This window comes from Pseudolactococcus laudensis (assembly GCF_013449735.1).
Taxonomy (GTDB): Bacteria; Bacillota; Bacilli; order Lactobacillales; family Streptococcaceae; genus Pseudolactococcus; species Pseudolactococcus laudensis.
Window position 1 is genome coordinate 1 of the sequence record NZ_JACBNY010000029.1, and the last position, 13505, is coordinate 13505.

General features: G+C 36.5%; 10 protein-coding genes and 3 pseudogenes. 1 reads left to right on the forward strand and 12 read right to left on the reverse strand.

Going from position 1 to position 13505, the window contains the following annotated elements; all coding sequences use genetic code 11:
* Positions 1-208: 208 nt before the first annotated feature.
* Positions 209-775: a TetR/AcrR family transcriptional regulator gene (locus tag HZR21_RS10335; protein ID WP_180747565.1), complete on the forward strand. Its 567-nt coding sequence runs from the start codon at positions 209-211 to the stop codon at positions 773-775.
* A 65-nt stretch (positions 776-840) separates the two neighbouring features.
* Here the strand turns inward: HZR21_RS10335 and HZR21_RS10340 are convergent, their stop codons facing one another.
* The 12 genes and pseudogenes from HZR21_RS10340 to wecB all read right to left on the reverse strand — a co-directional run.
* The gene (locus tag HZR21_RS10340) at positions 841-1791 is read right to left on the reverse strand and encodes a 3'-5' exoribonuclease YhaM family protein (protein ID WP_180747566.1); all 951 of its coding nucleotides are present in this window, start codon (positions 1789-1791) and stop codon (positions 841-843) included.
* Positions 1788-3953, reverse strand: a complete 2166-nt coding sequence (locus tag HZR21_RS10345; protein WP_180747567.1) for an ATP-binding protein — start codon at positions 3951-3953, stop codon at positions 1788-1790. Before HZR21_RS10345 ends, HZR21_RS10340 begins: the two co-directional genes overlap by 4 nt.
* On the reverse strand, positions 3943-5079 hold the full coding sequence (locus HZR21_RS10350) for a metallophosphoesterase family protein (RefSeq protein WP_180747568.1): 1137 nt from the start codon (positions 5077-5079) through the stop codon (positions 3943-3945). The genes HZR21_RS10345 and HZR21_RS10350 overlap by 11 nt, the downstream gene beginning before the upstream one ends.
* Positions 5080-5293: 214 nt before the next feature.
* The gene (rpe, locus tag HZR21_RS10355) at positions 5294-5941 is read right to left on the reverse strand and encodes a ribulose-phosphate 3-epimerase (protein ID WP_180747569.1); all 648 of its coding nucleotides are present in this window, start codon (positions 5939-5941) and stop codon (positions 5294-5296) included.
* A complete protein-coding gene (gene rsgA / locus HZR21_RS10360; protein WP_180747570.1) occupies positions 5938-6822 on the reverse strand; it encodes a ribosome small subunit-dependent GTPase A in 885 nt (294 codons plus the stop codon). The genes rpe and rsgA overlap by 4 nt, the downstream gene beginning before the upstream one ends.
* Before the next feature lie 166 nt (positions 6823-6988).
* Positions 6989-8074, reverse strand: a complete 1086-nt coding sequence (locus HZR21_RS10365) for a 3D domain-containing protein (protein WP_180747571.1) — start codon at positions 8072-8074, stop codon at positions 6989-6991.
* A gap of 59 nt (positions 8075-8133) precedes the next feature.
* On the reverse strand, positions 8134-8913 hold the full coding sequence (locus tag HZR21_RS10370; RefSeq protein ID WP_180747572.1) for a PHP domain-containing protein: 780 nt from the start codon (positions 8911-8913) through the stop codon (positions 8134-8136).
* Positions 8914-9125: 212 nt separating this feature from the next.
* Entirely contained in the window at positions 9126-9374 is a 249-nt protein-coding gene (locus tag HZR21_RS10375) for a hypothetical protein (protein ID WP_180747573.1), read from the reverse strand.
* Positions 9364-10020, reverse strand: a pseudogene (locus HZR21_RS10380) (glycosyl hydrolase family 8); the annotation flags it as partial. The gene HZR21_RS10375 and the pseudogene HZR21_RS10380, both read right to left, overlap by 11 nt.
* Before the next feature lie 12 nt (positions 10021-10032).
* Positions 10033-10236, reverse strand: a complete 204-nt coding sequence (locus HZR21_RS10385; RefSeq protein ID WP_180747575.1) for a hypothetical protein — start codon at positions 10234-10236, stop codon at positions 10033-10035.
* Between the two features lie 20 nt (positions 10237-10256).
* Positions 10257-11512: pseudogene (locus HZR21_RS10390) on the reverse strand (glycosyltransferase family 2 protein).
* Positions 11513-12674: 1162 nt separating this feature from the next.
* Positions 12675-13381 (reverse strand): annotated as a pseudogene (gene wecB / locus HZR21_RS11825) (non-hydrolyzing UDP-N-acetylglucosamine 2-epimerase); the annotation flags it as partial.
* Positions 13382-13505: the final 124 nt, after the last annotated feature.

The following is a 13505-nucleotide window of genomic DNA, read 5'->3' on the forward strand; positions in this document are numbered from 1 at the left end:
GGTCTCCTTTTAAACTTAATTTTTCAAGATAGTCGCTATCTCCAAATAAATTCATCTTCAATACCTCGTTAGCTTATTTTTAATCTATTATACCTCTTTTCATACGTTTTTAGAGGTGCCCTTTATTATACCATGATTACAATTTTCATATAACTTGTAAATTGGGCATTTATATTATATAATAAATAACTAAGAAAGGTGAAATAACATGGCTAGAAATAAGACTATCTTTAAAGAAGACATTTTACGAGCAGCTGAACAGTTCATTACGGAAAAAAGTCCAAGTGAACTAACTGCTCGTGGACTGTCTAAATATATGAACATATCGACACAACCTCTTTACGCAGAATTTGAAAATATGGCAGCACTTAAACGTGAGCTTTTCTCTCAGATTTATTACAAGCTTCAGAATGATGTTTTTAATAAAAAAATACATGAGGACGCTGTCATCAATCTCAGTCTGAATTATATTAATTTTGCTTGTCAAAATCCTAAGCTTTTCAAGACAATCTACTTAGAAAAACATGGGGAAGATAATCATTCTGTCAATGAATTTTCTTACAATATTTTCCGGACGCTCATTCAGGATGATCCGACTTATTCTAAATTGACTGAAAAACAAATTAATGCACTTCTAACTGGTACATGGGTTATCTCAACTGGATTTGCCAATCTCATTGCGAGTAGTACAATCCATCCAAGTCAATTTGAAATCATTTCATTCTTAAAGGATGCTATTAATGATGTCCTCCAAATGGAAATTTCTAAATCTTAATCAATTTTAATCCAAATAAAAATCCTTCAAAAATAGTATTTGAGGGATTTTTTTGATAGTATTTTTTAGTTTGATTTAAAATCTGGTTTGTAGAAATTTCGATTATCTAACGGGAAAATACGTGGTGTCATCTCGCCTGGAGCGATTTGATTAAGTGCTGTCTGCATCATCATAATGCTAGCATCCATCATATCGATTTGATGAATCACTTCTGCTTCCATGATTTGCGGTCTAACTGGACTACCATACTCTTGAAGACCATGATGAGATAAGAGTACATGACGCAAAATCGTCACATCTTCCTTGTCATTATCAATTTCAAGTTCACGTATCGCTTCTGAAACTTCTTCATCAATTAAGACAATATGTCCAATTAAATTTCCTTTTAAAGTATAAGTCGTATTTTCAGCACCCGAAAACTCGATCACTTTGGCCATATCATGCAACAAGATACCAGCCAATATCAAACTTTCATTTAAAACAGGATAGACTTCGCACATTTTTTCAGCAAGCTGCGCCATAGTTGCCGTATGGAAACTCAATCCCCCTTCAAAAGCATGGTGGTTAGTCTTAGCAGCTGGATATTCGAAAAATTCTTTATCGTATTTCTTAAAAATATGACGCACAATACGATTCCAAGTGGCATTTTCAATTTTAAAAATGGTTTTAGAAATATATTCCCTTAATTCCTGTTCATTTACAGGTGATTTAGGCTTAAAATCCTTGGGATTATTAGGCTCTGTATTTTCAGGCAAGCGTAAAAAAATCTTATTGACTTGTGGTGAACCTTGATAAAGCTCTTTAACTGCACGCATATAGACGACTTTACCTTTGATAAAAGTTTCAACCATATGATCATCAGCATCCCACAAGTTACCACCAATCTGTCCTGTTCTATCTTGAAAAATCATAGCCAAAAATGGCTTGCCTGCTCGTGTTTGACGTAAGTCAGCTTGTTTAATTAGGTATAAACCTTCAAAAGCATCGCCAACCTGTAAATCTTTTAGCTGTGTCATAGTTTAATCGTTCCTTTCGTTTCAGGTACTAAAGTTTGATCACTCGTTAATAAAATGACTTGCCGTTCTTTGGCAATTTCAGCAAGCATATTTGAAAAGTTAAGGCGGCGGTTTTGGTCAAATCTTAAGAAATTGTCATCCAAGAAAATCGGGAAATCAAGATTTTTAGACTGAATAAAAGCTAATCTCAATGCCAATTGGAGCTGATCTCTTGTCCCGGTTGATAAATCAATCAAACGTAAACTTTGAGCTTGAGCATTCTTGACCCATAAAATCTCTTTATCCAAATAGATTTCTTGCCAAGCATTATCAGTCAATTGAGCCAACATACCGCTTGCTCTATTCAAAATATCAGGAAGTGTTTCCGAAGATAAATCAGCCATAACTTGCTCAGTCAAAGCGATTTCAGTTGTTTTCGTCGCAAAATCAATTAGATAGTCACGAAGTTCTTCTTTTTTACGAGCTAATTTAGCCTCTAAAATTGCTAACGTATTATCTGTTTTTTGCTGATTAATTTCTGCTGTGTTTTTAGAATGTTTATCAATCAAACGATTTAATTCATCAGCTTTTTGAATCTTTTCAGATGTTTTTTGGTTAAGCAACTGTTGCTCTGCATTCCCATTAAAAGGTTTCGTGAGATCGATGATACCAGATAACTGTTCTTTCAGACGTGTCAAACGTACCAAATCACGTGATTGTTGCGCCCACTGCTCTAATAATTTTGGTGCTGTATCAATATCTGGTAACTCTGCAAAAATCGCCTCATCTAGCTCTTGTAATCCACTAAGTTTAGCTGTATCTGCTACCTGATCATAACGACTTAAAGTCAAATGTAAACTTTGAGCTTCTTCGTCAAGTTGCGTTAAATCAGCAACTTTTCCGACAACATCTCGACTTTCAGAAGGCAACCAGTCTTTAAAATAAGCCAGCTTATCATCGAATTGTGACAAAATAACTTGATTTTCATCTAATTTTTCACGATCCTGACGACTCGTTTTAACCTGCCAAATACCTAAGCCGACACTGATGACCAAAAAGACAAGTGCAAGGATTGGGCTAAACATAAAGCTGATACCCATAAAAACTAGACTGATAATAGCTAAAATGAGATAAATTTTTGTAAATTTCAACTCATCAATACGCTGTTCAGCAGCAATCGCTTGAGGGTAATCGGCTTTTAACCGTTTCAATAAATCAAGCGTTTTAGGTTCTTGCAAGAATTGATTTTTAGGCGTAGCCAATTTCTCTAATGCAATGGCATTTTCTGCAATTTTTTGATTTAAAGCACTGATTTCCTGACTATATTTTTCATGCAAGGCATGCTTACGGCGTAAATTTTCAGCTTCATCTGCAGATAAAATATTAGTTAAGTCTTGCTTTTCTAACTCTGTATATTCTTGATATTCCGCTAAAAAACTAAGTCTATGTCTGATTTGATTGATTTCAGCATCCAAGTTTTCTTGTGCTGCCCGCCGTGCTATAATCTCATCATGAAGTCGGTCATTTTCAGTCATCAAGGGTAGTAAAGCCTGTTCTTCAGACGTTTTTTCTTGAATCTCGACTTGAACTGCTGCAATTTCAGCTAGGACCTGATTAAGCGGTTTTTTAGTCGCCCGCGTTGTCGTAAAAATTTCGTCTCTTGCTTTAGATAGCGTCTGAATTTTGTCAAACAAAGCTACGGAACCCGTTGTTGCAGACATCCGCCACTCTTCATCCAATCGCTCGGCGTTATAATCTCTAACCGTTGAAATTTGTAGATTTTCTTGCGTCACAGAATAAATTTCAGAAAATGTTTTAACTGTAATCGGTCTAATAAAATCACGCCATGACGATTCATCTAACATGATAACTTGATTGCCATCATCTATTTCACAGACAAAACTTGGCCTACCACTTCGTAAAATTTTCAGGCGCTCAATTCGAATTGTTTTTCCAGCATGCGTCAATAAAATCTGACCACCATAAGTTTTAAAATTTAAGGGGTTGAATTCTTGATTTGAAGTTGTCGCATTTTCAAAGCCGAACAACATATATTTGATAAAGGCAAGAATTGTAGATTTCCCTGCTTCATTCTCACCTAAAAAAGTGGTGAAATCTTCTAAATCATAGGTCTGATTGACAAGTTTGCCGAAACCTTCGATTCTGAGTTGCTTAATTTTCATCTAAAGTTCCTCCAAACTCAAAGTGTTGACTGGCAAATAAAGTTAAATTATCTTGTACCTCTTGTTGAAAATCAGCATCTTCAAATACTGAGCGAATTTCTTGCTTATGTGGCAAGAGGCTGTAAACTTGTTCCAAATCAATAGTTGGTAATGCCAAATCAGGTACAACAATCTTTGAAATCTCCCCATTTTCAGATGAAAGTGGCATTAATTTCAGTTTGACTATCACATGACCGTGACGTAATTCTTCTAACAGTTCGTCATTGTCTACTGCTTCTTGTAAATTATCAGAAATAGCTTCATAATTTTCTAGATTCAAGCTATAAAAAGTAGCCGTATCAATCAAGTTTGATTTGATAAAAGTCAAGGCTTGGACTAGGGTCTGGCAGGCTGACAAATCAATGGTCAGTGTTTCAAAATGAACTTCTGCCAAATCACGGAAATATATTAAATTGCCTGTCGGTGCCATTTCACCAAGAACGACTAAATTAGTTGTTTCTTTTTTATTCCGACCTTGCGGTGTACCGGGATAAATGACATTATCCGCAACTTGATTGGCCAGATGAATATGTCCTAAAGCCCAATAATTATAGTCTTTAGCTAGCATATCTGTTAAGTTTGCTGGTGCAAAAGATTCACTTGAAAATTCCCCGTGAAAGAGACCAATATGATAATCACATGCATCATCTCTTTCAGGATAATCAACAATTTTATTCACTGATAAATGCGGATGTTGATATGAAAAACCTGATACTGCAAGTGTTTCTCCTGTTTTCAAAGTCAATTTTTGTGTTGAAACAGACTCAGACTTGAAGACTGTCACATTATCAGGAAAATCAATCCAATAAACAGATTCTCTATAATAATCATGATTTCCGAAAATAATCACTGCTTGAATATCATAGGCTTGTAAACGCATCAATTGCTCAACAAAATAATTTTGAATCTTGATACTGGGTTGCGATTGGTGAAAGTTATCACCTGCAAAAAGCACCACTTCGACTGCTTCAGAAATGGCTAAATCAATAATTTTTTCCAATATATGATAGGGTTGAAAAGGCGTTTCTTGTACCAAGCCTTCAAATTCCCGATCCAAATGTAAATCTGCTGTATGTATAAATTTCATAACTGACTTTCTATTTTCTAGGTAAGTAAGCTAGTATCCCCTCTTAACCTCTGCTCATGCTAGCGCAAAATCAAAATACATGAAATTAGTTTCAAACACCATTTCACCAATTATCAACTTGCATGCACGCAAGTTGATATTTGATTTTTGTGATTTGTCTAAAGCTATAATCATGTCGTGCGTTTCGATTTCGTACTTACAAGAGTATACGTATTTAAAGCAACTTTGCTCGCAATTTTTCGATATTTTCTTCAATATTGCCATTGAAAATGAAAGAACCTGCCACAAAAACATCTGCACCAGCCTCACGACAGGCAACAATCGTCTGATCATCTACACCACCATCAACTTCAATTTCAAAGTCAAGTCCTTGAAAGTCACGAATTTCTACTAGTTCACGTACTTTTTCAAGACACTCAGGCAAAAACTTTTGACCACCAAAACCTGGATTAACAGTCATCACTAAGACCATATCAACAAGATTCAGCACGTGCTTAATAGCTGAAATATCCGTTCCAGGATTAATAGCAATGGCAGCTCTCATACCAGCAGCCTTAATTTTTTGAAGTGCGCCATGACTATGGTGGGTTGCCTCAACATGAATGGTCATACTATCAGCGCCTGCTTGAGCAAAACTGTCCACATATTTTTCAGGATTTTCAACCATAAGATGACAATCCAAAAGACACTTGGTCACTGGACGAATTGCCTTGACAACGTCTGCGCCAAAGGTAATATTTTCCACGAAGTGACCGTCCATAATATCAATATGCAGATAATCTGCACCAGCCACCTCAAGTCGTTTGGCATCACGCGCAAAATGTCCAAAATCTGCCGCTAAAATTGAAGGTGCTAGTTTCATTTTTTCACCACTTTCTTATAAGTTTCTCGTTTGCCTTGTATTTCTGCTAGAAATAGCAAGTAATTATCATATCTTGATTGTAAAATATCGCCTGCTGCAACAGCAGGTTTGACCTGACATTTAGGTTCATGTGTATGCGTACATTCCCGGAATTTACAGCCAAAAGACTGACGTAAAATCTCTGGAAAAGCAGCATTTAAATCTGGCTGATTATCAATCTCATAGTCCAAAGATGAAAAGCCTGGCGTATCTGCAATCAAGCCATCATATACCTCAAACAACTCCACATGTCGAGTTGTGTGACGACCGCGACCAAGCTTATCAGAAATTTCTTGAGTTGCAAGTAACATCTCGGGTGCTATTTTATTTAGCAAGGTTGATTTTCCAACACCTGTTTGACCCATAAAAACTGTGACCTTGCCAGAAAATTCTGGTAGAATTTTTTCCCAATCATTCATGAAAAACTGATAGCCAATTTTTTCATAATCTGCCTGTGTCTTTTCAAATGTTTTTAAATCTGTCACTAAATCTAGTTTAGACAAATAAATCAAGGGCTCAATCCCTTTATTGGTCAATAAAACCAAAAAACGGTCTAATAAATTCAATGAAAAATTGGGTTCAACTGCTGAAATTACAACCACTGCCTGATCAATATTGGCAATAGGTGGTCTCACTAGCATATTCTCACGCGCCTTTAAAGCCAAGACATAGCCTTCTGAATTGGCCTCAGCAGAAAACTCTGCAAAATCGCCAACAATCGGTTTTGTCCCTTTTTGACGAAAATTTCCTCTAGCTCGCGTTTGATAGACAATACCGTCTTTCTCGTCTTTAATATAGTAAAAGCCACTCAATGATTTTAATATTCTGCCAAATTTTATCATACCTCAATTATAGCACATTCCTTAAGGCGACAGTAGCCATAACTATCATCATCTACCATTAAAAACAGCTGACTTAATACCCAAGCCAAAACAGCCACTCAACACCTAAACACCTTATTAATTCAACTTCTTTAAAAGCAACAAAAAAACCGCAAATCACTTGCGGTTAGCCTAAAACTTTAATCGTTACCGTACGTCGGCCCCAATTAATAGCCTCCTTGGTCGTTTTAAAATGCAAATCAACTTTATGTCCTTTGATAGCACCACCAGTATCGCCAGCAATCGCAATACCATAACCAGGTACTTCCACCATTGAGCCCAAAGGAATCACACTTGGATCAACAGCCACACACATTGGATTAACCCATAAGTCAATACCAGTTGCAGTAATATGACCAGGCGTCATACCATCAGCACCATCTGATGAATAGCCAGTTGTTGATACTGTCAAGCTATTGCCTGAGGGCGTATTCGGCGTAATCGGTGCAGGACTGCTACCACCGGTGTTACCTGTATCAGAAGGAGTACTTGATTGCTCTGATGATGTAGGTTGACTAGGTTTAGGTTCAGCCACTGCCTTAGCTTTTTCTCGTGCTACAGCATCAGCTTGACGTTTTTCTTCTGCAGCTTTTGAACTAGATAAATCAGAAATTTGCGCTTGATTCTCTGCTATCTGCGTCCTAAGGTTAGCCAATTTCGATTCTAATTGAGCATACTCTTCATCATAGGTTTGCGCGTCTGCTTGTAGCTGCGTTTGTTGACTTTCCAAATCAGATTTCAACTTGGTTGACGCTGTTTTTAACTGGTCTAGCTTTTCAACTTTCTCATTTTGCATTTGACGATAGGTACTTAAACTCACCATACGCGTAATCATATCAGCCAGATTATTTGACGACATAATCGTCGTAATAAAGCTAGATGCCACATTTTCTGTCTGTGCTTGACGCATTTGCTCCGACATAACAGACTCACGCGCCTGTAACTCTTCATCAGTCTTAGTAATCTGACGAGTCAAATCCTCAATTTTGCTTTGTCCGTCCGCAACAGCCTGCTTACTTGCATAAGCTTTTTTATAAACCTCATTAACAGCCGCCAAAGAAGTCTCTAGTTCTGATTGAATCCCACTAGCCTTATTCTGTGCCGCCTTAATCTCGGCATCGTAATCCGTTTTTTTATCCTCAGCAAAAACCGTCCCAATAGACGGTGCTAAAAGTATCAGACACAGGGTCATTCCTAGTAATCGTTTTCTCATATCTTGTTATTTTACCACAAAAAAGACGCCCAAACATTGCATTTTGGCGTCAAATGTTGCTAAATTGTAACAACGTGGCGGCTACCGCCGTGAAACGTGACGAGTTGATGAACACCCTGTGCTTTAAGCCAGGTCTTTAATTCATCGAAAGCCAACTCATAGTGTTCGAGTTTATGGCCATCTGACCCTAGTGTAAACAACGTCCCACCAAGCTCTAGCACCATTTTCAGGGCGTAAGTATAGAGGGGTAAATGATGATATAAATGAGTAGACTTGGCGTTAATTTCAAAAGCTAAGTCTGCAGCAATCATTTTCTGAAATATTTCGATTAATTTACTTTTATGTTTATCAAGTTCAGTTGGTGTGACATCAAATAAGCGGATACCATAATCAAAATGTGCTAATACGTGAGCTTGAATTTTATCGTTCTGATCAATGGCAACACTTAGTTCATCCAGATAGGGGCTAAAAATGGTATCAAAATCCATCTCAGAGACGAAATCATCCAAATAATCAAATGCACCATTATGATGAACTGAAAGCAGTTTCAAATCATAGGTTTTATCTGCTAAGTAAGCTAAAATTTCTGCTTCTTTGGGTTGATAATAACCAATTTCAATACCTTTTAAAATCCGATTACCATACTTGAGATTCAAGCGGTCAATCTCAGCTGAATAAGTCTTATAATCTGGCGCATCCGTATGACCAGTGACTGGATTTGCGACATCAAAATGTTCTGTTGTCACGACAAAACCAGTCGAATTATCGAGATAATCTGTAAAATCTGCTTGTGAATCATAGGAATGGTGAGTATGCAAATGTTGGTCGTAATAAGTCATGTTAGGTCCTCATTTTCATGCTGTGTCATCATAATTTTGATAACTGCGAGTTTACTTATCGTCATGATAGCTCTATCATACCATATTTCTGTTGACTTAATTCAGGAATTATTAGTCTCAGAATACTTGAAACAAAAGTCTTCAGGATAAGAAAAAGCAGACCTTACAGTAAAAACCGCTAAGTCACACCTTATTTTCCCCTACAACACAAATCAATACAATTTCAGTAAAACTAGCATTTTCAAAGTATCACCGTAATAGTCTTTTCCTACGATTGAATAATCAAAAATCCATCTTTGAGACGCATATAGATTAGAGAAATTTCTATGACCTTTTGCCGCATAAAGTAGCGGTGCTGAAAAACTATTAGATTGATTTTTTACTAAAGGCTTACCTTTTAGTGTATAACCACCATAGACAGTAGGTTGTTTTTCAAAAAAGAGGAGCATCTTATTTAACACTTTTTTCCACTTTCGGATTGTCAGAATCTGCTAATCTTAAAGGAACTCTAGCAGAATTATAAGCATAGTCACCATCATTTTTTCCAGAAACTTCATATGGTTTAACAGGTGTAATGCTATTTGCCCCCACCCAAGCAAAATCTGGTAGCAAGCCTGTTGGTGTTTCCTGACTCATTTGCGTCAGCGCTTTCGTCGCATTTTCTTCTAATTTAGTCCAAAATGGATCATTTGTAAAATCTGCAAAGGCTTTATAATAAGTTGGCATCATATCGGAAAAACGAATTAACGTTTCAGCTTTTGGATCAACCGTTGCCCAATTACCAACGGTCAATAAACCTGTTTTCTCACTATAATTATTGTTTTTGATAGACTCTAAAAGTTTCTGAGCAGCATCACCGTAATGCTCAATTGAATCCGGCCAGATTTTCTCCGCTTGAATTAAAGCATAGGCAATATCTAAATCACCATCTGTAGCATTATTATCGTCAACAGATTTCCACCCTTTATCAGTTTTCTCTTGTTTCCATTTCATCAATGTATTTTCTTCACTAATCCGAAAAGATCTATAATAGTGAAAGAGACGCATAAATTGTGCTTCTTTTATATAGCCTTTTTGCGCTGCCAGTATCGTAATCAACATGCCGTATCCCTGGCTTTCTTAAAGTGCTATTGGCTTTTTTTCAGAACCTGTATTGACATAAGCGCCTTTAGGGGCTTGGGCTACGTAATTGCGATACCAAGCCCAATAGCTATCTTTTTGTAATGCCTCTTTGTTTGACGAAATACTAAACAGTACTAAGCCAGCATAAGACACTAAAATGAACACTAGAAAAAAATATTTTATTAGTCGTTGTTTTGACATATTTAAGCTCCTCTCTCGTCTTAAAATCGTTGCGTTTTATACCACTTAGACCCATCACGATGTAGCAATTTATCAAACATGAGAGAGAAAAAGGCACTGGTTGCGACAAAAATGAAAAGTTGTGAATAAGTAAAGTAAGATGCAATTGAATATAGCAAATTTCTTGATGTCGCTTGACCATATTGACTCACTAAACCAATATTTATCTGCAATAAATAAATAAAGAACATCAAAACCCAATTGACAAGCAAAATAGCTGCAATTTGTCGATTAGAGCTAGCAAAGGTAAACGGAATCACGAATTGTCCATGGAACAATCAAATAATCATCGCAAACAAATTAACGATAAACAAAAAATTTGAAATGATAATAGCAAAATTAAACCAAAAGAAAGTACTTGTATAATAAAGCACTTCTAGCTTAATACGCCAGTTACTTTTCCTTTTGAAAACATGATGAATATTATCTAAAATAACTTCATAATTTCCTTTTGCCCAACGCTTGCGTTGATAGTAATATGCTTGAATCGTTTCGGGTTCTTGTTGGAAGGCTTCAGAATTCTGTGCTAAAGCAATCAGTTTATTTTGTTGCATAATTTTGAAAGAAATAGCTGTATCTTCTGTCAGGGCCCCATTGTCCCAACCACCAATTGAGCGGACAAAACTGTTTTGATGATGAAATTTGTACCAGGTATCCGCCCAATTTTAAATAAATGCCATAAACCTATATGATGAATCTTTTGAGTTGTAATAATTTCTAAATTGATACAACGCGTTAGGAAATTTTGACGATAATTCCGAGTCTTATTCCTCCCAAAAACAGCAGCATATCGTTCTTCATCTTCTAGTGCTTTCTTAATTAAAAAGTAAAGAGCATTTTCCTGGGGCATGGCATCAGCATCATAGACACAAATCCACTCACCTGTTGCGACCTCTAACATATCATTAAGTACTCCTGCCTTACCACCTGTACCAGTTCGCTCGATAATTTCAATATCAAACCCCTGATACTCAGGTCGAGTAATCATGTCTTTTGCGATGGCATAGGTATTGTCAGAGCAATTGTCAGCAACGACACGAATTTCCATAGCTTCTTTAGGGTATTCCAAGTGTAGCAAAGCATAAACTGTATCCTGAATGACAATTGCTTCATTATGTGCTGGCACAATAATCGTCACCTTAGGGTATCTACTTAACGGTTCATATTTTGAAGAAGATCCCGAGCGAAAATTTTTGATTAAGGCATGAACAGCACCAAAAAGTACCACGAGTGTGATAAGAATTGAAAACCAAATGGATAATAGCGCAAAAACATAACTGCTTCATTCATAAATCACTCCTCTTTTTATAGTTCTGCCAAACTAGTGCATTAATGATAATAGAACATACCAATAGCACGCCGACAGCTACTGCAAAAAAAATCGTGATGACATGACTGACATAGATGAATATGTTTAAAATATCTGTCATTTTTTCTCCATGCTAAATATACTCAACAGCTAAATCAGTCTCAGAACGACGGTTTAAGTATTCCAACACCTGATCCGCTGTATAGGTTGTTTTTCTGCTGATATAACAATCGCTTTTACGAATCGTGATATTCTGAACTTGTTCTGTTTTAAAGACAATTTCACTTAGCTTTAATTTAGTTAAATCATTTAATTTCTCAAATTTTTCTCTTTCCAGCTCATTGTCATAAATGGCTGATAAAATAATAAAAGTCCCTTTTTTTAGGTAAAAGAATAATTCCTCAGGATTTCTCGTACGAAGCAGATTTTCTGCCATATCCCGCACCATTTGATCTGTTGCTTTAGGATTTCGATCAAAATATTGGTCATAAAAATCCACATAGAATAGGCTCACGACAACAAGTCTTGATGACGTATTTCTAGATTGCGACAAACTCTCAACAAACTGTTGATACTTACTAAAAAAAGAATCAATTGTCCGATAGCCCGTCAAAGGGTCTCTAAATTTTAAGTAACTATGAATATCTTCTTCTCTAAATGCAATTAATCTTCTAACATAGAGCGTTCTTTTGATAAAAAAGGCAATAACACTATACATAGGAATCACGAAAATCAATAAAAGCTTGATTTTTGTGAGCATGATAACGGGGTCAAAGTAAAGTAAAAAGGCACCGATAGAGACAAGCATCAAATTAACAATCAAAAGCATCAAAGACGTACTTAAAAGTCCCAATACTAAGCCTAGAAATGTCAACAAAGCCGAAACAATGAACACTTTCTCACTTAATAATTCATAAAAAGCAATTTGCTGCAACAAATAAAGCGCAAGCGTCACACTGACCAAAACCTCTAGCGAAATACGATAGTCCAGTTTAGTCAACCAATTTTTTTCATCTAGCTTTCCTTTTCTATTGCGGGCAGTCTTGTCACTGAATTCAGGAAAAATCTCTACTGCGAAATCAAAATACCGTGCGATAATCGAGACAATTCTCTCACTCGTTTTACCATCACCATATGGATTTTGCGCTGTTGCCATTTTTTCGTAGGCGACTGAATCACTTAATAACACATCAACTGCACTTACCACATCTTCCTCAGATGTGCCAACGACCTTCAAAGTGCCAGCAGCAACACCTTCTGGTCGCTCCGTTGACTCTCGCAATACTAAAACAGGTACCCCTAACGACGGTGCTTCCTCTTGAATCCCACCAGAATCCGTCAAAATGAGGTCAGACCTTTTAGCGAGATTATGAAACTCAAAAACATCCAAGGGCTCAATTAAATGTAGACGACTAGAGGGTTTCAGATGCGTATAGATTAAGGCACGAATTTTTGGATTTTTGTGCATTGGAAAAATAATTTCAATGTTTGTATGCTTATCCAAAATTTGATTCATAGCTTGAAAAACTTGCATCATATTTTGTCCTAAATTCTCTCGACGATGCATGGTAATTAGAATTTTTTTCGTCTCTGAATTTTTTAACGCCTCATGACTAAAATCTTGTGTCACTGTGTAAGCCAACGCATCAATCGCAGAATTACCCGTCACATATATCTGTGAGGCATCATAATTTGCCTTCAATAAATTATCTCGACTTAAACTTGTCGGTGCAAAATAAAGGTCTGCTAATGCATCTGTCATTTGACGATTCATTCTTCGGGAAATGGTGAATATTTAGGGCACCTCTAATAACTACCAATTAATTCACCTCTAAATGAAATTAGAAAAAAACACAGAAAACTAAGCATAGTCTACTGTGTTTTTCTTTATGTTACAGACGCCACTTGACTGTTTATTCTT

Bases quoted from the DNA above. Each gene is read 5' to 3' on its own strand.
- HZR21_RS10370 (WP_180747572.1), bottom strand. From the start codon at position 8,913: ATGACTTATTACGACCAACATTTGCATACTCACCATTCCTATGATTCA.
- HZR21_RS10345 (WP_180747567.1), bottom strand. From the start codon at position 3,953: ATGAAAATTAAGCAACTCAGAATCGAAGGTTTCGGCAAACTTGTCAAT.
- rpe (WP_180747569.1), bottom strand. From the start codon at position 5,941: ATGAAACTAGCACCTTCAATTTTAGCGGCAGATTTTGGACATTTTGCG.
- HZR21_RS10350 (WP_180747568.1), bottom strand. From the start codon at position 5,079: ATGAAATTTATACATACAGCAGATTTACATTTGGATCGGGAATTTGAA.
- HZR21_RS10340 (WP_180747566.1), bottom strand. From the start codon at position 1,791: ATGACACAGCTAAAAGATTTACAGGTTGGCGATGCTTTTGAAGGTTTA.
- HZR21_RS10365 (WP_180747571.1), bottom strand. From the start codon at position 8,074: ATGAGAAAACGATTACTAGGAATGACCCTGTGTCTGATACTTTTAGCA.
- rsgA (WP_180747570.1), bottom strand. From the start codon at position 6,822: ATGATAAAATTTGGCAGAATATTAAAATCATTGAGTGGCTTTTACTAT.
- HZR21_RS10335 (WP_180747565.1), top strand. From the start codon at position 209: ATGGCTAGAAATAAGACTATCTTTAAAGAAGACATTTTACGAGCAGCT.
- HZR21_RS10385 (WP_180747575.1), bottom strand. From the start codon at position 10,236: ATGTCAAAACAACGACTAATAAAATATTTTTTTCTAGTGTTCATTTTA.